Source organism: Variovorax boronicumulans NBRC 103145 (genome assembly GCF_001591345.1).
GTDB classification, from domain to species: Bacteria; Pseudomonadota; Gammaproteobacteria; order Burkholderiales; family Burkholderiaceae_C; genus Variovorax; species Variovorax boronicumulans.
Genome location: NZ_BCUS01000011.1, coordinates 23,599 through 40,274 on the forward strand (window position 1 = coordinate 23,599; position 16,676 = coordinate 40,274).

The window sequence follows — 16,676 nt, forward strand, 5'->3', positions numbered from 1 at the left end:
ACGAGCGCTCTTAATGGCGCGTCCTTGGAAATGCCGTGGCGTCTGCGCGCCACTTCCTCGAACAATTCGATGGCAGCCGGGTGTCAGGCCGCTTCCTTGAGCGACGGCAGCTTTGCAACCAGACGCAGAGAGACAGTCAGGCCTTCGAGCTGGAAATGCGGACGCAGGAAGAACTTCGCGCTGTAGTAGCCCGGATTGCCTTCGACGTCCTCCACCACGACTTCGGCAGCCGCGAGGGGTCGCCGGGCCTTGGTTTCCTGAGACGAATTCGCAGGATCGGCGTCGACGTAATGCATGATCCATTCGTTCAACCAGCGCTGCATTTCGTCGCGCTCCTTGAAGGAGCCGATCTTGTCGCGCACGATGCACTTCAGGTAATGCGCGAACCGCGTGCTGGCGAAAAGATACGGCAGCCGTGCGGACAGATTGGCATTGGCGGTCGCGTCCGGGTCCATGTACTCCTGTGGCTTCTGGAGCGACTGGGCTCCGATGAACGCGGCATGGTCGGTGTTCTTTCGATGCACCAGCGGAATCAGTCCGGCTTTCGCAAGCTCAGCCTCGCGGCGGTCGGAGATCGCGATTTCGGTCGGGCACTTCATGTCGAAGCCGCCGTCGTCGGTCGGGAAGGTGTGGCACGGCAAGTTCTCGACGGTGCCACCCGACTCCACGCCGCGGATCATCGTGCACCAGCCGTAGAGCTTGAAGCTGCGGTTGATGTTGACGGCCATGGCATAGGCCGCATTGCTCCATACGTAGTTGCGGTGATCGGCGCCTTCGGTTTCCTCTTCGAAGTCGAATTCGTCGACAGGATTGGTTTTCACGCCATAAGGCAACCGGGCCAGGAATCGAGGCATTGCCAGACCAACGTAGCGGGAGTCCTCGGTGTTTCGCAGCGAATTCCACGGTGCGTGCTCGAGGTTCGACGTGATCTTTGCGAGGTCGCGCGGATTCGCAAGCTCTTGCCACGACTCCATGCCGAGCAACGAGGGCGCCGATCCGGCGATGAATGGCGCGTGAGATGCTGCAGAGACCTTGGCGATTGCACCCAACAGCTCGACATCGGGCGGCGTGTGATCGAAGTAGTAGTCGGCCACCAAGCACCCGTAGGGCTCGCCGCCGAGCTGGCCGTACTCCTCTTCATAGATGCGCTTGAAGATCGGGCTCTGGTCCCAGGCGATTCCCTTGTGGCGACGCAGCGTGCGACGGACTTCGTCCTTGGAAACGTCCATGAAGCGGATCTTGAGCTTCTCGTCCGTCTCGGTGTTGTAGACCAGGTGGTGCATGCCTCGCCAGGCCGACTCGATCTTCTGGAAGTCTTCCTTGTGGAGCACGAGGTTGATCTGCTCCGACAGCTTGCGGTCAATCTCGGCAATGATGGCCTCGATGCTGCTGTAGGCGTCGTCGGTCATCGTTGCGGCGTTGACGAGCGCCTGCTCTGCCAGCGTCCTGACGGCCGCCTCGACGGCATCGCGCGCTTCGTCGGTCTTGGGCTTGAATTCCTTGTCGAGCAGGGCCGAGAAGTCGGTGGGGTCGGTGTAGCGCGTCGCCTCGGGCGCCTCGAGCACGTTGTCCATGAGGGTGGTCATCTGAAGTTCCTTGGTCTGAATGTCACGCGGCGGAATCGGACGCAGGTGCACCGTCCAGGTCGTCGGTGCGGGGTTTGGCGGATTTCGCCAGCGACTTCATCAGCGAAGGGTCTTGAAGCAGCTTGTTGACGAGGCTTTCGGCCCCTGCCTTTCCGTCCATGTAGGTCTGCAGGTTGGCCAACTGCGTGCGGGCTTCGAGGAGCTTGCTGAGTGGCTCTACCTTTCGTGCGACAGCGGCTGGCGAGAAGTCTTCGATGCTCTCGAAGGTGATGTCGACCATGAGCTGGCCTTCGCCCGTCAGCGTGTTGGGCACGGCGAATGCCACGCGCGGCTGGATGGCCTTCATCCGCTCGTCGAAGTTGTCGATGTCGATGTCGAGGAACTTTCTCTCGGGCACAGGAGGCAAGGCCTGCGTCGGCTTGCCGGACAGATCGGACAAGACGCCCATCACGAAAGGCAATTCGATCTTCTTTTCGGATCCGTAGATTTCCACGTCGTACTCGATCTGCACACGTGGTGCCCTGTTGCGGGCAATGAACTTCTGACTGCTGTTGTTGTTGGTGGCCATGAAAACTCCCTGGTGAAAAAGACAGACAAGAACCTGGCATCGCGCCTTTTCGGAGGCAACGACGCATCTCCTGCGCCAACGAGATGGCTCGCTGGACTCAGGCGAACTCGGTGTGACAGACGATGGCGCCTCCTCCTTGCAAAGCTGGGTTGGCGCTGTTACTCGGCTTCACGTCGGCAGTCATGCGCCGGATCTTTTGCCGCGCTTGAAGGGCATCCAGCCATTGCCGGGAAAGAATCGGCAGGAGACGTTGTTCGATGAAACCGATCAGACGGCGAGCCCCGGTTTCGTAGGCACCGCAGTGGCCGACGATTTCATTGAGCAGCGCAGGCGTGTAGTCCAACGCAATGTCATGCTGCGCATGCATGCGCTCGACCACGCGATCCAGGTGCAAGCTCACGATGTCGCGCAGTGCGTCCGGGGCCAAGGGCAGGTAAGGCACCACGGTCAACCGACCAAGGAAGGCCGCAGGAAAGACCGTTCGCAGCGCCGGCTGGAGTGCATCACGCAGGGCCTCGACATCGGGCGTCAACAAGGGGTCTTCGCTCAGAGCAGCGATGAGTTCAGCACCGGTGTTGCTCGTCAACAGGATCGTGGTGTTTCGGAAATCGACACGACGCCCTTCCCCATCTTCCATCCACCCCTTGTCGAACACCTGATAGAAGATCTCGTGCACATCCGGGTGAGCTTTTTCCACCTCGTCGAGCAGGACCGTGCTGTAGGGCTTTCGGCGCACGGCCTCCGTGAGCACGCCACCCTCACCGTAGCCGACATAACCCGGAGGCGCGCCTTTCAAGGTCGAGACCGTGTGCGACTCCTGGAACTCGCTCATGTTGATGGTGATGAGGTTCTGCTCACCACCATACATCGCCTCAGCCAGCGCCAATGCCGTTTCTGTCTTGCCCACACCCGAAGGGCCGGCCAGCAGGAATACACCCACCGGCTTGTTCGGATCCGTCAGGCGCGCCCGCGCCGTCTGCATGTGCTCCGCGATCGCTGCGAGCGCAGGCCCCTGGCCGATCACGCGCGCTTCCAGCCGTGATTGAAGCGCAACGACTGCCGCGACTTCGTCGGTGACCATCCGCCCCACGGGAATCCCGGTCCAATCGGCCACGATGCCCGCCACCACGGCCTCGTCCACCTGGGGAAAAATCAGAGGCAACTCCTTCTGGTGCGCGGCAAGCTCGAGTTCGAGGGCCTCCAGCTGCGCCGAGGATGCATCCCCCTCGGCGCAGCTCAGCTCTTTCGCCTCCTCCCTCTTCTTTGTCCGCAATCCATGAATCGTGCGAACCAGTGCAAGCTCGTCTTGCCATCGCACTTCGTGCAGGGTCAACGCCTGCTGCGCGGCATCGAGTTGAGATCGGGCGGCGTCGAGGCGCAGCGCTCTCGCATCACTCCCCTGGGCAACGACACCCTCCTGACCCAGCAGTTCGAGCTCGACCTGGAGGGCCGCGATGCGGTGCCGCCATTGCTCGACTTCAGAGGGCGGCGTGTGAAGCGACATGGCAACGCGCGCACATGCGGTGTCCACGAGACTGATCGCCTTGTCGGGCAGCTGGCGTGCAGGGATGTAGCGATGCGACAGCGTCACGGCGGCGCGCACAGCCTCATCGAGCACGAGCACGCCGTGGTGCTCGGCAAAGGTCGCGACAAGGCCACGCACCATCTCGATCGCAGCAATCTCGTCGGGCTCTGCCACCTGCAGCGTCTGAAAGCGTCGCGTCAGCGCCGGGTCTTTCTCGATGTGGCGCTTGTACTCGCTCCAGGTGGTGGCACCGATCGTGCGCAAGGTTCCTCGTGCAAGCGCTGGCTTGAGCAGGTTGGCGGCATCGCCGGTTCCGGATTGCCCGCCCGCACCGACCAAGGTGTGGACCTCATCGATGAAGAGGATGACAGGCTGCACCGACTTGCCCGCCTCTTCCAGCAAGGCCTTGAGGCGGGACTCGAACTCCCCGCGCATGCTTGCGCCGGCCAACAGGGCTCCGACATCGAGGCTCCACAGGCGGCAGTTCTTCAGATCGGGAGGAACCTCGCCTTGCGCGATGGCTAACGCGAGCCCCTCGACCACCGCGGTCTTGCCGACGCCCGCATCTCCTGTGAGCAAGGGATTGTTCTGGCGGCGACGCAGCAGGATGTCGACCATCGTGCGGATCTCGTGTCCGCGCCCGATGACCGGATCGATCTGCCCTTGAGACGCGCGCTCGGTCAGATCCGTGCAGTAGCGCCGCAACGCCGACTTTCCATCCAACGCAGCATCGGCGAGCGCGGCGCTGGCTTCACCAGGCAGCGCTGATGGCAGACCGGAGCCATCGTGCGGTCCTTCCTGCCCTTCGGGAGAGCCGGCCACGATGGCACCAATGGCCTCCGTCAGTTGATCTGCGGGGATTCGCTGGAATGCAGGCGAGATGCCAAGAAGCCCGCGCCGCAGGTCAGGCGTCTGAAGCAGCGCAGCAAACAACCAAGCACCGCGCACGCAATGTGCGCCGAACTCGAGGCTCGAGAGCACCCAGGCGCGCTCGATGGCAGCTTCGATGTGACTGGAAAAATCGGTCAGCGAGGTGGCACCCGATGGCAAGCTGGACACGGCCGATGCGAAGTCGCTCTCGATGGCTTGCGCGTCGATCTGATAGTGCCGGCAGATGCGGTGCAGATCGCTGTCGTTGAGCTGCCAGAGCTGATGAATCCAGTGCGTCAGTTCGACATAGGGATTGCCACGCAGCTTGGCAAATGCAGTGGCGGATTCGATGCCGCGAAACAAGGTGAGATTGAGCTTGCCGAACAGCGCTCGCCGAGAGATCGTCATTGCGCGATCTGCCGTGCAGCGTGCACGCCCTGTTCGATCGAGTCGTCTGCGAGGCCCCCTGTTGCCGGGCAGATTCCTGCGTTCTTTTTCCCCACTTCGCGCCCCCCTATGCTTCTTGGAATGGGCGCGATTCTGGCGGCTCGCCGCGAGGCAAACACAGCACAGTTTCTACCAATGGTTAAACGAAAGACGGAGCCTATTGATCTGTGATGTTTGCCCGCCTCTCCTTACGTTCAGAGCACAAAGGAGGTAATTCACTAACAATATCGCGAGGGCGACAAGCAAGAAAAAACCCTCGAGTCCTTTCGGAAGCTCGAGGGCTTGATAAGGGTCTGACGTTTCTCGACGTCAGCGATCGCAATTACATGTTGTCGATCATGACCTGACCGAAGCCAGAGCAGCTCACTTGCGTCGCACCGTCCATCAGGCGCGCGAAGTCATAGGTGACCTTCTTGCTGGCGATCGATTTTTCCATCGAACTGATGATCAGGTCGGCCGCTTCGGTCCAGCCCATATGGCGCAGCATCATTTCGGCGGACAGGATCTCGGAACCCGGGTTCACATAGTCCTTGCCGGCGTACTTGGGGGCCGTGCCGTGGGTGGCTTCGAACATGGCGACGGTGTCGCTCAGGTTCGCGCCCGGTGCGATGCCGATGCCGCCAACCTGTGCGGCCAGCGCGTCGGAGACGTAGTCGCCGTTGAGGTTCAGCGTGGCAATCACGCTGTATTCGGCGGGACGCAGCAGGATCTGCTGCAGGAACGCATCGGCGATGCTGTCCTTGACGGTGATTTCCTTGCCCGTCTTGGGGTTCTTGAACTTCATCCAAGGGCCGCCGTCGATCAGCTCGGCGCCGAATTCCTTGGCGGCCAGGTTGTAGCCCCAGTCACGGAAGCCACCTTCGGTGAACTTCATGATGTTGCCCTTGTGGACCAGGGTCACGCTGGGCTTGTCGTTGTCGATCGCGTACTGGAAGGCCTTGCGCACGAGGCGCTCGGTGCCTTCGCGCGAGACGGGCTTGACGCCGATGCCCGAGGTGTTGGGGAAGCGGATCTTCTTGACGCCCATCTCGTCCTGCAGGAACTTGATGAGCTTCTTGGCCTTGTCGCTTTCGGCTTCGAACTCGATGCCGGCATAGATGTCTTCCGAGTTCTCGCGGAAGATGACCATGTTGGTCTTGTGCGGCTCGCGCACCGGGCTGGGCACGCCTTCGAAGTACTGGATGGGTCGCAGGCAGACGTACAGGTCGAGTTCCTGTCGCAGCGCCACGTTCAGGGAGCGGATGCCGCCGCCGACGGGCGTGGTCAGCGGGCCCTTGATGGACACCACGTAGTCGCGCACTGCATGCAGGGTTTCCTCGGGGAGCCAGACGTCGGGACCGTAGACCTTGGTCGACTTCTCGCCGGCGTAGACCTCCATCCAGTGAATCTTCTTCTTGCCGCCGTAGGCCTTGGCCACTGCGGCGTCCACCACCTTGAGCATCACCGGCGTGATGTCCAGCCCGGTGCCGTCGCCTTCGATGAACGGAATGATCGGCTGATCGGGCACATTGAGCGAATTGTCAGCGTTGACCGTGATCTTCTGGCCTTCGGTCGGGACTTTGATGTGCTGATAGCTGGACATGAGGGGGCTTGACTCCGGGAGTGACGTAATTCGAACGACTGTCTGCGAATTCAGACAGCGAGGGGGAATCGCTGTACAGCGCGCTAACAAATCGCTGTACATTTTAGACGCAACCCATCAGCGGACAATTGTCAACCGTAGGGCGATAGAGCCCGTTACTGGCTGACCTTCTGCTCGCCGGGAGGCGTTTCCAACCAATTCTCGATAGAGGAATCATCAATGAGCAAACTTCTCGCAGTCATGATCGCTGGCCTGTTCGCCGCTGGCGCGTACGCCCAAAACCCGGCCGGTACCACGCCCGAACAAGGCAACGCGACCAACAGCAAGCCGCAAGCTCGCGCTGAAGCCAAGAAGGAAGCCAAGCCTGCTGGCCAAGTGGCTCCCGCTGCTGGCGACATCGCCAAGACGCCTGAAGGCGGCGCCTTCGGGGCCGACAAGGCTGGCGTTGCCGGCGAAAAGCGCGCCAAGACCCGCGACGATCGTCGTCGCAACAAGGACGGCAGCGTGAAGCGCAAGGCCACGCAAGGCGGCACGCCTGACATGCCCGGCGCCAAGTAAGCTGGTCTGTCCCCCCTAAGAAAAGCGCTCTCCGGAGCGCTTTTTTTCGTTCGTAGTTTTGTTCAACCACTGTCAACCGGGGTTCTTGAGGTCCGTTGAATGGAGGCCTTCCGCAGGGAGGTGATCCATATCAACAATCTCAAAGGATTTCTCATGAACAAGCTGATCGCAGCCCTGGTCGCCGGCCTCTTCGCCGCCGGTGCATTCGCCCAAGCCGCCGAACCCGCGCCCGCAGCGCCGGCCGCTCCCGCCGTCCACAAGGCCAAGGCCAAGCACACGGTCAAGAAGCACAAGGTGCGCCACGTCTCCAAGGCCCACGCCGCCGCCAAGAAGGTGTAAGCTTTCGAGCTCCCGGCAATGCCCGCTTCAGCGGGCATTTTTATTGGTCACGGGCCGACCTCGTGTGTCGCAGCCCCGAAAGAGTCATCCGATGTTTCAGCGTCTCGCCGCGCTGCTTCTGGTGTCCGCGTCCTTCCTGGCGCCGGCCCACGCGCAGCAGCAAATCCAACCGCAACCCCAAACCGATCTGGCACGCACGCAGTTGTCGGTCGGCCTCTACAAGATCGATGCGCAGGTGGCGCAATCGCCCCGCGAGCGCGAGATCGGCCTGATGTTCCGCAAGACGATGCCGCAGGCCGAAGGCATGATCTTCGTCTTCGAGCAGCCGGCCACGCAGTGCTTCTGGATGCGCAACACCCTGCTGCCGCTGACCGCCGCCTTCGTGGCCGATGACGGCCGTATCGTCAACCTGGTCGACATGCAGCCGATGACCGAGAACTCTCATTGCTCCGAGGAGCCGGTGCGCTACGTGCTCGAGATGAACCAGGGCTGGTTCGCCAAGAAGAACATCAAGAAGGGGGCCAAGCTCGGCGGAGAGCTGTTCTCGGCCGCCAAGCGCTGAGCAATTGAGCGCCAGCAAAAAAGCCGACCCGCAGGTCGGCTTTTTTCATGGCGAGCGCCAGGTCCGGCTTCAGCCGAAGTTCTTCGCCGCGAAGTCCCAGTTCACCAGCTTGGCCAGGAAGGTTTCGACGAACTTCGGGCGCAGGTTGCGGTAGTCGATGTAGTACGCGTGTTCCCACACGTCCACCGTCAGCAGCGCGGTGTCGGCGGTGGTCAGCGGCGTGCCGGCGGCGCCGGTGTTCACGATGTCCACCGAACCGTCGGCCTTCTTCACGAGCCACGTCCAGCCCGAGCCGAAGTTGCCCACGGCCGACTTCACGAAGGCTTCCTTGAAGGCGTCGTAGCTGCCCCACTTGGCGTCGATGGCCTTGGCCAGCGCGCCGGTCGGGGCGCCGCCGCCTTGGGGCTTCATGCAGTTCCAGAAGAAGGTGTGGTTCCAGATCTGGGCGGCGTTGTTGTAGATGCCGCCGCTGGACTTCTTGACGATCTCTTCGAGCGTCATCGCTTCGAACTCGGTGCCCTTTTGCAGGTTGTTCAGGTTCACCACGTAGGCGTTGTGGTGCTTGCCGTGGTGGAACTCGAGCGTTTCCTTCGAATACTCGGGGGCCAGTGCGTCGATGGCGTACGGCAGGGGTGGGAGCACATGTTCCATGGTTTTTTCTCGTGGGTTGGTTGTGGGGAATGAAGGATTCTAGGAAGTAATCAGGGGGGCGGCGTCAGACGCGTTCCCGTCGCTCCGCCGGGCGTCACGGTCAGGTCGACCGAGCCATCCGAAAGGCGCGCGACCACCGCATCGCCGGCCTGCAGGCTGCCCGCGCTGACGACCGCGCGGCCTTCGCCGTCGGTCAGCAAGGCATAGCCGCGCTGCAGCACCAGGGCCGGGTCGAGCAGCCGCAGGCGCAGGGCCACGCGTTCGAGCCGCTCGCGCCGCTGCGTCAGCGAGCGCGCGAACTTCGTGGAGAAATCGGTGGCGATGGCCTGCGGCACCTGCGCCAATCGCTCCCGGCGCGACAGCACCGCGTAGTGCAGCCGCTGCGCGTGGTGCGCCAGCCGCAACTGCTGGCGCGCGACCAGGCCCGACGGGCGGCCCAGCCGCGCGGCCGCCTGGTCCAGCCGTTGGCCGAGCACGTCGAGCCGCCCGCCCAGCGCATCGCCGAGCCGCTCGTCGAGCAGGTCGAGCGCGCCGAGCCACAGGTCGCGCGGCGCGCTGACGAGTTCGGCGGCAGCCGTCGGCGTCGGCGCGCGCAGGTCGGCACAGAAATCGGCGATGGTGAAATCGGTTTCGTGCCCCACGCCGCTGATCACCGGCACGGGACTCTGCACGATGGTGCGCGCCAGCGTTTCGTCGTTGAAGGCCCAGAGGTCCTCGATGGAGCCGCCACCGCGCACCAGCAGGATCACGTCGACGGCCGGCTCCAGCGTGTAGAGCGACTGCAAGGCGCGCACCAGTTCGGCCGGCGCGTTGGCGCCCTGCACTGCCGCCGGCGCCAGCACCACGGGAATATGTGGGACGCGCCGCCGCAGCGCGGTCACGACGTCATGCAGCGCCGCGGCCCCCAGCGAGGTGACAACGCCCACGGCACGCGGCATGGAGGGCAGCGCGCGTTTGCGCGCCGGATCAAACAGGCCCTCGGCTTCGAGGCGCGCCTTGCGCTGCAGGAACTGCTCGAACAGCGCGCCCTGCCCCGCGCGCCGCAGGCTTTCGACCACCAGCTGCAGATCGCCACGCGGCTCGTACACCGCCAGCCGGCCACGCACCTCGACCTGGTCGCCGTCGCGCGGCGTGAAGTCGAGCAGGCCGGCCGCGCGGCGGAACATCGCGCAGCGCAGCTGGCCGGATTCGTCCTTGAGCGAGAAATAGCAATGACCGCTCGACGCACGCGAGAAACCAGAGATTTCCCCGCGCACCGAGACCGGGTTGAAGCGCGCATCGAGCGCATCGGCCACCGCGCGGCACAGCGCGCCCACGGCCCACACGCGCGGCCCGGGCGCGGCATTCAGCTCCCTGAAGCTCATCGCGCCCCTCCACCGCCGAGCGCCACTCTTCCACAACGGGCGCCGCGCCCCCCACTTTGGAGGGGTATGCTGGAACAGATGCACGAGTTCTCGTGCAAGCTGTTGATTTCATTAAAAAAAGTGCTGCTCAAAATTCAATCGATCTAACGGAAAGCCCGTCCCATGCGGGTTCGGCGGCATTGCGCGATGGGTTAATCACAAAGTTATCCACAGAATCTGTGCGTCCTTGCCGACACGCAAACAAGCCGCGAGCCGATGGTGGCTCGGTGGATAATCGCCGCGCATTTGCAGTCTACGGGCCGGAGGATTTTCTTGTTTTCCATCATTGTTGCCGCGGGCTGGCCAATCTGGCCATTGCTCGCCTGTTCGGTCATCGCACTCGCGCTGGTCATTGAACGTTTCACCAGCCTGAAGACCGTCAAGGTCTTGCCGCCGAAGCTGCTGGACGAGACCATCACCGTGTCGCGCGGCGCGGTTCCCGGCCCCGATGTCGTGACCAAACTGGAAAGCAACTCGATGCTCGGCCAGGTGCTGGCCGCCGGCCTGCGCGCGCTGAACGCCAACCCGCGCTGCACCGAAGACGACCTGCGCGCCGCCATGGAGGCCGCGGGCCGCACCGTGGCGCACAAGCTCGAACGTTACCTGCCGGCGCTGGCCACCATCGCCTCGGCGGCGCCGCTGCTCGGCCTGCTGGGCACGGTGATCGGCATGATCGAGATCTTCGGCTCGCAGTCGCCCGGCAGCGGTGCCGTCGGTTCGGGCAACCCGGCGCAGCTGGCGCACGGCATCTCGATCGCGCTGTACAACACGGCCTTCGGCCTGATCGTGGCCATTCCGACGCTGATCTTCTGGCGCTACTTCCGCAGCCGCGTCGACGAGTACCTGCTGAACCTCGAACTCTCGGGCGAGCGCTTCGCGCGCCACTTGAACGCACTTCGCAAATGACGGCCATCGCAGCAACCGACGGCCGCCACACCAGGGACACCACGGAACCGGCTTCGCCGGGCCGCAGGTGTCGCCCCCGGAAGGGGGTTGGCGTAGCGACACGAAGTGCGCGCAGCCTGGGGGTGAGCCTATGACTCGGGGCCGCATGCAGTTTCGCCACGGCGCGCGCGACGAGCCGGAGATCAACCTGATCCCGTTCATCGACGTGCTGCTGGTCGTGCTGATCTTCCTGATGCTGTCGACCACCTACAGCAAGTTCACCGAGATGCAGCTGCGGCTGCCGACCGCGGACGTCGACGCCCAGCGCGACTACCCGAAAGAGGTGATCGTGGCGGTGTCGGCCGACGGCCGCTACGTGATCAACAAGTCGCCGCTGGCGGACCGCAGCGTCGACACCGTGGCCGCCGCGCTCGGCGCCGCCGCCACCGGCGGCAAGGACAGCGTCGTGATCATCAGCGCCGACGCAGCCAGCCCGCACCAGGCCGTGGTGACGGTGATGGAGGCCGCACGCCGTGCCGGCCTGATGCAGATCACCTTCGCCGCCCAGTCGACGGCCCAGGCCGGTCACTGAGTGTCGACCGGCGCGCGGCTGCAGGATGCCTGGCTGCGCCGCGGTGCGCTGGCCTGCCTGCTGTGGCCGCTGTCGCAGGTCTACGGCGCCCTCTTTGCGCTGCGGCGCGCCTTCTACCGATGGGGTTGGCAGAAAACCGGACGCGTGCCGGTACCCGTGATCGTGGTCGGCAATGTGATCGCGGGCGGGGCTGGCAAGACACCGGTCGTGATGGCCGTCGTGCGCCACCTTCAGGCGCGTGGCCTGCGGGTGGGCGTGGTGTCGCGCGGCTATGGCCGCCGCACCGACGACTGCCGTGAGGTCCACGCCGACAGCGATCCGCAGGACGTCGGCGACGAACCCGCGCTGATCCACCATGCCACCGGCGCGCCGGTCTTCGTGGCCCGGCAGCGCATCGAGGCCGCACGCGCCTTGCTCGAGCAGCACCCGGCCACGCAGGTCATCGTCAGCGACGACGGCCTGCAGCATCTGGCGCTGGCGCGCGACATCGAGATCTGCGTGTTCGATGACCGCGGTGTCGGCAACGGCTGGCTGCTGCCGGCCGGCCCCCTGCGCGAGCCGTGGCCGCGCCATTGCGACCTGCTGCTGCACAGCGGCGAGCGGCCCGCCTTCGCCGATGGCTACACCGCCACCCGCGAACTGGCGCCGTACGCCCTCGCGAAGGATGGCCGACGCATCCCGCTCGAGACGCTCGCCGGCCAGCCCGTGATCGCGCTCGCCGCCATCGCGCGGCCGGAGGCCTTCTTCACGATGCTGCGCGCGCACGGCCTCACGCTCGCGGACACCCTCGCGCTGCCGGACCACCACGATTTCAGCGGCTGGCAACGACCAGCCGGTCCCGCCCTGCCCCTCGTCTGCACGGAAAAAGACGCCGTCAAGCTCTGGCACCAGGCGCCCGACGCGCTCGCCGTGCCACTGCACTTCGAACCCTCGCCGGCGTTCTTCGCCGCCCTCGACGCGAAGCTATCATCGCTCGATGGATACCAAGCTGCTTGAACTGCTCGTCTGCCCCGTCACCAAGGGCCCGCTGACCTGGAACGCCGAGAAGCAGGAACTCTGCTCGCGCAGCGCGCGCCTGGCCTACCCGGTGCGCGACGGCATCCCGGTGCTGCTCGAGAACGAGGCCCGCACGCTGTCCGACGAAGAGCTGGGCCTGTGAGCTTCACCGTTCTGGTGCCGGCCCGGCTGGCTTCGACGCGACTTCCCAACAAACCGCTGGCCGACATCGCCGGGCTGCCGATGGTCGTGCGCGTGGCACAACGTGCCCGCCAGTCCGGCGCCACCCGCGTGGTGGTGGCCGGCGATGACGCTTCCATCATCGACGCCTGCAAGGCGCACGGCGTCGAGGCCCTGCTCACCCGCCAGGACCACCCCAGCGGCACCGACCGGCTGGCCGAAGCCTGCGAACAGCTCGGACTCGACGGTGACGCGATCGTCGTCAACGTGCAGGGCGACGAGCCGCTGATCGACCCCGCGCTGATCGACGCCGTCGCCGCCACGCTGGCCGCGCGACCGCAGGCCGCGATGAGCACCGCCGTCCACGCGATCGACTCGCTGGCCGATTTCATGAACCCGAACGTGGTGAAGGCCGTGCTCGACGCACAAGGCCATGCGCTCTATTTCAGCCGCGCACCGATCCCCTGGTGGCGCGACGGTTCTTCGGGCGGTGCGGCGCCCACGGTGCTGCCCAGCCCCGCACCGCTGCGCCACATCGGCATCTACGGCTATCGCGCGGGCTTCGTGCGGCAATTTCCGTTGCTGTCGCCAGCACCCGTCGAAGCCACCGAAGCGCTCGAACAGCTGCGCGCGCTGTGGCATGGGCACCGCATCGCGGTGCATGTGAGCGATGTCGCACCGGGCCCCGGGATCGACACGCCCGAAGACCTGGCACGCGTGCGCGCCGTCTTCGCGGCCGGCTCGCCTGCGTGAGCTGCAGGCCGCCCCGAGGGAGACGGCGGCAATTTGTCACGGGGACGCATGCTATCCTCGATGCAATTCCGCCTCGGCGCGCCTGAGGGCGCGCATGGGGCGCGACACAAAATCTAAGAACCTTCCGAGGACACCATGAGACTTATTTTGCTGGGCGCGCCCGGAGCAGGCAAAGGCACGCAAGCGACCTTCATCTGCCAGAAATACGGCATTCCCCAAATCTCCACCGGCGACATGTTGCGCGCCGCGGTCAAGGCAGGCACCCCCCTCGGGCTGCAGGCCAAGACGATCATGGATTCGGGTGCACTGGTCAGCGACGACCTGATCATCAACCTCGTGAAGGAACGCATCGCGCAGCCCGACTGCAACGGCGGTTTCCTGTTCGACGGCTTCCCGCGCACCATTCCGCAGGCCGACGCCATGAAGGCGGCCGGCGTCAAGCTCGACTACGTGCTCGAGATCGACGTGCCCTTCGGCGACATCATCGAACGCATGAGCGGCCGCCGCTCACACCCGGCATCGGGCCGCACCTACCACGTCAAGTTCAATCCGCCGAAGGTGGAAGGCAAGGACGACGTGACCGGTGAAGAGCTGATCCAGCGCGAAGACGACAAGGAAGAGACCGTGCGCAAGCGGCTCGACGTCTACAGCCAGCAGACCCGTCCGCTAGTCGACTACTACTCGGCCTGGGCCAAGACCGACCCGGCCGCCGCGCCGAAGTACCGCGCCATCCAGGGCGTGGGCACGGTCGACGAGATCACGCAGCGCGCCCTGGCCGCACTGAACAGCTGATTCAGCGGCTGATTCGTCAGCCTCTTTCTCCTAGCCGCCCTCCGACTCCGGCAGGGCGGCCACTCCCAAGAGTTCAAGCACCAGCGCAACCCGCGCCTTCACCGGCGTGAGTGCGCCCGCATCCCGCAGCCCGTCACCGGGTTTCGGCAGGATGCGTCCGTTCGCGCAGCGTGTGGCGCGCAACACCACCAAGCCACCGTCCTGCGCCTTCAGCGCCGCGGCTTCCAGCGCGTGGTGCACGGTGCCGTTGCCGGTCGTGGCCACGACCAGGCCGCGCAAGGGCTCAGCCGACGGGAGCAGCAACGCCTCCACGATCGCACCGCTCGCGCCCGCGTGGCTCATGACGATCTCGACGCGGGGCCACGGCTTCGATACCGCCTCCAGCCGCGCCGCATCGAACGGCGCTCCCTGCGGCCACGCACGCACGCGCCGCACTTCACCCTCTTCCACATAGCCGACCGGCCCCGCATCGCCCGACGCGAAGGCATCGAGGCGGTAGGTGTGCACCTTCTGCACATCGAGGCCGCTGTGGATCGTGCCCGCGCACACCACGGTCACGCCCTGCGCGCCGGGCGTCGAGGCCACCGCTAGCGCGTCGCGCACGTTCTGCGGACCATCGGGCGACAGGGCCGTTGCCGGACGCATCGCGCAGGTCAGCACCACCGGCTTGGCCGGCGCGAGCACGTCGTGCAGGAAGAAGGCGGTCTCTTCCAGTGTGTCGGTGCCATGCGTGATCACGATGCCGGCCACATCAGGCTGCGCCAGCCAGTGCGCGCAACGCGCTGCCAGCTCGCGCCAGGTGTGGGCGTCCATGTCCTTGCTATCGAGTTGCGCGACCTGCTCCGCCACCAGCGTCACGCCGGCCGGCGCCTCGATGCCACCCAGCAGGTCCGCCACGGCCACCTGCCCGGCGGTGTAGCCGATGTTGTCGCCGCTGCTGGCGGCCTTGCCGGCAATGGTGCCGCCGGTGCCCAGCACGACCACGCGGCGCGTCCCGGACGAAGAGGAATGAGTCATGGCTTGTCAACTTTTGAAAACTGGTTAAAAATACAGGTACTGGATATCTAGCCAGTGCCGCAAGGAAACCACTATGCAGTTCGCAGTGAAGCTTACCGCCCGCCAGCAGCAGATCCTGGACCTGATCCAGGGCGCCATCGCACGCACCGGTGCGCCGCCCACGCGCGCCGAAATCGCCAACGAGCTGGGCTTCAAGTCGGCCAACGCCGCCGAGGAGCACCTGCAGGCCCTGGCCCGCAAGGGCGTGATCGAACTCGTCAGCGGCACCTCGCGCGGCATCCGCCTCAAGGGCGATGCGCTGCGCTCGCTCCACGAAACGCGCCACCGCGAAGGCAACCAGTTCTCGCTTTCGCTGCCCGGCATGGCCCAGCTCGCGCTGCCGCTCATCGGCCGCGTGGCGGCGGGTTCGCCCATCCTTGCGCAAGAGCACGTCGACCAGACCTACTACGTCGAGAACACGCTCTTCCAGCGCCAACCCGACTACCTGCTCAAGGTGCGCGGCATGTCGATGCGCGACGCCGGCATCATGGACGGCGACCTGCTTGCCGTGCAGGCCACGAAGGAAGCGCGCAACGGCCAGATCGTGGTGGCACGCCTGGGCGAAGAAGTCACCGTGAAGCGCCTGAAGCGCAACAAGCAGGTGATCGAACTGCACGCCGAGAACCCCGACTACCCGACCATCATCGTCCAGCCCGGCGAGCCCTTCGAGATCGAAGGCCTTGCGGTCGGCCTCATCCGCAACACGATGCTGATGTAGGCCCCGGGCCTGCTGCCCACACGCAGCAGCACCTCATCCGGCCGCGACAGGTGGCGGGCGTATGGCGCAAAGTCGCCATCACCCTGTCGTGGCCGATTCAAGAAATCCTGCCTGTGTTCAACCTCATACTTTTTTGGAGTTCACATGGGAATCGCCCTCCTCGCCATCGCCGACCTCTGGTCGCCCCTGCAATCGCTGGCCACCCGCTGGATGCCCGCCCGCCGCCCGTCGCACGGTGAGAGCGGCGACGCTGCCGCTGGCCTGCGCTACGTGTCCATCCGCCCCGCTTGCACGGCGCGCCCCGCTGGCGGCTCCGCACCTGCCAGTTCGCCATCCGCCGCCGCAGCACCCGCCCGTCCGCTGCGCGTGGTCCGCGTGGTCGACCGCCAAGGCACGCAGCGCGGCTGCGCCAACCGGGTCGTGATTTCCGGCCGCATGGCCGACGTGTGCGCTGAGCTCGACCGGCTCGCCGCACTGGAAGCCGCGGAAACAGGCAGCGGCGCGCCCCGCCCCAGCCACCTGCACTGAGAAGGTGCAAACGAACCCGCCGTGCCTGCGCACTCTGTGCGCCCCTCATGCGCACGGCGGATTCACGGGAATCGGCCTGAAACAG

General features: G+C 65.2%; 19 protein-coding genes. 12 read left to right on the forward strand and 7 right to left on the reverse strand.

Going from position 1 to position 16,676, the window contains the following annotated elements; translation table 11 throughout:
* Window positions 1-83: 83 nt before the first annotated feature.
* The 4 genes from tssC to icd all read right to left on the reverse strand — a co-directional run bounded on the left by tssC (window position 84) and on the right by icd (window position 6,578).
* Window positions 84-1,574 carry a type VI secretion system contractile sheath large subunit gene (tssC, locus tag VBO01S_RS05215; RefSeq protein WP_139706204.1) on the reverse strand — a complete coding sequence of 497 codons (1,491 nt, stop codon included), beginning with the start codon at window positions 1,572-1,574 and terminating at the stop codon, window positions 84-86.
* A gap of 34 nt (window positions 1,575-1,608) precedes the next feature.
* Window positions 1,609-2,154, reverse strand: a complete 546-nt coding sequence (tssB, locus tag VBO01S_RS05220) for a type VI secretion system contractile sheath small subunit (protein ID WP_062471486.1) — start codon at window positions 2,152-2,154, stop codon at window positions 1,609-1,611.
* Between the two features lie 97 nt (window positions 2,155-2,251).
* A complete protein-coding gene (gene tssH / locus VBO01S_RS05225; RefSeq protein WP_062471489.1) occupies window positions 2,252-4,957 on the reverse strand; it encodes a type VI secretion system ATPase TssH in 2,706 nt (901 codons plus the stop codon).
* Between the two features lie 361 nt (window positions 4,958-5,318).
* On the reverse strand, window positions 5,319-6,578 hold the full coding sequence (gene icd / locus VBO01S_RS05230; RefSeq protein WP_062471491.1) for an NADP-dependent isocitrate dehydrogenase: 1,260 nt from the start codon (window positions 6,576-6,578) through the stop codon (window positions 5,319-5,321).
* A gap of 219 nt (window positions 6,579-6,797) precedes the next feature.
* On the opposite strand from icd, the gene VBO01S_RS05235 reads away from it, so the two are divergent.
* The 3 genes from VBO01S_RS05235 to VBO01S_RS05245 all read left to right on the forward strand — a co-directional run bounded on the left by VBO01S_RS05235 (window position 6,798) and on the right by VBO01S_RS05245 (window position 8,037).
* Entirely contained in the window at window positions 6,798-7,136 is a 339-nt protein-coding gene (locus VBO01S_RS05235; protein WP_062471494.1) for a hypothetical protein, read from the forward strand.
* A gap of 153 nt (window positions 7,137-7,289) precedes the next feature.
* Complete coding sequence (locus tag VBO01S_RS05240; protein WP_062471496.1) at window positions 7,290-7,475, forward strand: hypothetical protein; 186 nt, start codon at window positions 7,290-7,292, stop codon at window positions 7,473-7,475.
* A 91-nt stretch (window positions 7,476-7,566) separates the two neighbouring features.
* Window positions 7,567-8,037, forward strand: coding sequence for a DUF192 domain-containing protein (locus VBO01S_RS05245; protein ID WP_082548869.1), 471 nt, complete (start codon window positions 7,567-7,569; stop codon window positions 8,035-8,037).
* 69 nt (window positions 8,038-8,106) lie between these two features.
* On the opposite strand, the gene VBO01S_RS05250 is transcribed toward VBO01S_RS05245, so the two are convergent.
* Window positions 8,107-8,688: a superoxide dismutase gene (locus VBO01S_RS05250; RefSeq protein ID WP_062471499.1), complete on the reverse strand. Its 582-nt coding sequence runs from the start codon at window positions 8,686-8,688 to the stop codon at window positions 8,107-8,109.
* Window positions 8,689-8,738: 50 nt separating this feature from the next.
* Window positions 8,739-10,052 carry an exodeoxyribonuclease VII large subunit gene (xseA, locus tag VBO01S_RS05255; protein ID WP_062471502.1) on the reverse strand — a complete coding sequence of 438 codons (1,314 nt, stop codon included), beginning with the start codon at window positions 10,050-10,052 and terminating at the stop codon, window positions 8,739-8,741.
* Window positions 10,053-10,144: 92 nt separating this feature from the next.
* Here xseA and VBO01S_RS32635 point away from each other — a divergent pair, with 92 nt between their 5' ends.
* The 7 genes from VBO01S_RS32635 to adk all read left to right on the forward strand — a co-directional run bounded on the left by VBO01S_RS32635 (window position 10,145) and on the right by adk (window position 14,289).
* Entirely contained in the window at window positions 10,145-10,447 is a 303-nt protein-coding gene (locus VBO01S_RS32635; protein WP_169805023.1) for a hypothetical protein, read from the forward strand.
* Window positions 10,365-10,997 (forward strand): MotA/TolQ/ExbB proton channel family protein, encoded by a 633-nt coding sequence (locus VBO01S_RS05260; RefSeq protein ID WP_062471504.1) that lies wholly within the window; start codon window positions 10,365-10,367, stop codon window positions 10,995-10,997. The genes VBO01S_RS32635 and VBO01S_RS05260 overlap by 83 nt, the downstream gene beginning before the upstream one ends.
* A gap of 145 nt (window positions 10,998-11,142) precedes the next feature.
* A complete protein-coding gene (locus tag VBO01S_RS05265) occupies window positions 11,143-11,568 on the forward strand; it encodes an ExbD/TolR family protein (protein WP_062471507.1) in 426 nt (141 codons plus the stop codon).
* Complete coding sequence (lpxK, locus tag VBO01S_RS05270; RefSeq protein WP_062471510.1) at window positions 11,569-12,564, forward strand: tetraacyldisaccharide 4'-kinase; 996 nt, start codon at window positions 11,569-11,571, stop codon at window positions 12,562-12,564.
* The gene (locus tag VBO01S_RS05275) at window positions 12,545-12,727 is read left to right on the forward strand and encodes a Trm112 family protein (RefSeq protein WP_013541700.1); all 183 of its coding nucleotides are present in this window, start codon (window positions 12,545-12,547) and stop codon (window positions 12,725-12,727) included. Before lpxK ends, VBO01S_RS05275 begins: the two co-directional genes overlap by 20 nt.
* A complete protein-coding gene (gene kdsB, locus VBO01S_RS05280; protein WP_062471513.1) occupies window positions 12,724-13,497 on the forward strand; it encodes a 3-deoxy-manno-octulosonate cytidylyltransferase in 774 nt (257 codons plus the stop codon). The genes VBO01S_RS05275 and kdsB overlap by 4 nt, the downstream gene beginning before the upstream one ends.
* Before the next feature lie 135 nt (window positions 13,498-13,632).
* Window positions 13,633-14,289, forward strand: coding sequence for an adenylate kinase (gene adk, locus VBO01S_RS05285; protein WP_062471515.1), 657 nt, complete (start codon window positions 13,633-13,635; stop codon window positions 14,287-14,289).
* Window positions 14,290-14,319: 30 nt separating this feature from the next.
* On the opposite strand, the gene VBO01S_RS05290 is transcribed toward adk, so the two are convergent.
* On the reverse strand, window positions 14,320-15,306 hold the full coding sequence (locus VBO01S_RS05290; protein WP_062471519.1) for an asparaginase: 987 nt from the start codon (window positions 15,304-15,306) through the stop codon (window positions 14,320-14,322).
* A 73-nt stretch (window positions 15,307-15,379) separates the two neighbouring features.
* Between VBO01S_RS05290 and lexA the strand changes: the two genes are divergently transcribed.
* A complete protein-coding gene (gene lexA / locus VBO01S_RS05295; RefSeq protein ID WP_062471522.1) occupies window positions 15,380-16,063 on the forward strand; it encodes a transcriptional repressor LexA in 684 nt (227 codons plus the stop codon).
* Between the two features lie 144 nt (window positions 16,064-16,207).
* On the forward strand, window positions 16,208-16,591 hold the full coding sequence (locus VBO01S_RS05300) for a hypothetical protein (RefSeq protein ID WP_062471525.1): 384 nt from the start codon (window positions 16,208-16,210) through the stop codon (window positions 16,589-16,591).
* Window positions 16,592-16,676 lie beyond the last annotated feature (85 nt).

Coding starts and splice junctions, on each gene's coding strand:
- VBO01S_RS05245 (WP_082548869.1), top strand. CDS start 7,567: ATGTTTCAGCGTCTCGCCGCGCTGCTTCTGGTGTCCGCGTCCTTCCTG.
- VBO01S_RS05240 (WP_062471496.1), top strand. CDS start 7,290: ATGAACAAGCTGATCGCAGCCCTGGTCGCCGGCCTCTTCGCCGCCGGT.
- VBO01S_RS05235 (WP_062471494.1), top strand. CDS start 6,798: ATGAGCAAACTTCTCGCAGTCATGATCGCTGGCCTGTTCGCCGCTGGC.
- tssH (WP_062471489.1), bottom strand. CDS start 4,957: ATGACGATCTCTCGGCGAGCGCTGTTCGGCAAGCTCAATCTCACCTTG.
- xseA (WP_062471502.1), bottom strand. CDS start 10,052: ATGAGCTTCAGGGAGCTGAATGCCGCGCCCGGGCCGCGCGTGTGGGCC.
- adk (WP_062471515.1), top strand. CDS start 13,633: ATGAGACTTATTTTGCTGGGCGCGCCCGGAGCAGGCAAAGGCACGCAA.
- VBO01S_RS05275 (WP_013541700.1), top strand. CDS start 12,545: ATGGATACCAAGCTGCTTGAACTGCTCGTCTGCCCCGTCACCAAGGGC.
- VBO01S_RS05265 (WP_062471507.1), top strand. CDS start 11,143: ATGCAGTTTCGCCACGGCGCGCGCGACGAGCCGGAGATCAACCTGATC.
- VBO01S_RS05250 (WP_062471499.1), bottom strand. CDS start 8,688: ATGGAACATGTGCTCCCACCCCTGCCGTACGCCATCGACGCACTGGCC.
- VBO01S_RS05290 (WP_062471519.1), bottom strand. CDS start 15,306: ATGACTCATTCCTCTTCGTCCGGGACGCGCCGCGTGGTCGTGCTGGGC.
- lexA (WP_062471522.1), top strand. CDS start 15,380: ATGCAGTTCGCAGTGAAGCTTACCGCCCGCCAGCAGCAGATCCTGGAC.
- tssC (WP_139706204.1), bottom strand. CDS start 1,574: ATGGACAACGTGCTCGAGGCGCCCGAGGCGACGCGCTACACCGACCCC.
- tssB (WP_062471486.1), bottom strand. CDS start 2,154: ATGGCCACCAACAACAACAGCAGTCAGAAGTTCATTGCCCGCAACAGG.
- VBO01S_RS05300 (WP_062471525.1), top strand. CDS start 16,208: ATGGGAATCGCCCTCCTCGCCATCGCCGACCTCTGGTCGCCCCTGCAA.
- icd (WP_062471491.1), bottom strand. CDS start 6,578: ATGTCCAGCTATCAGCACATCAAAGTCCCGACCGAAGGCCAGAAGATC.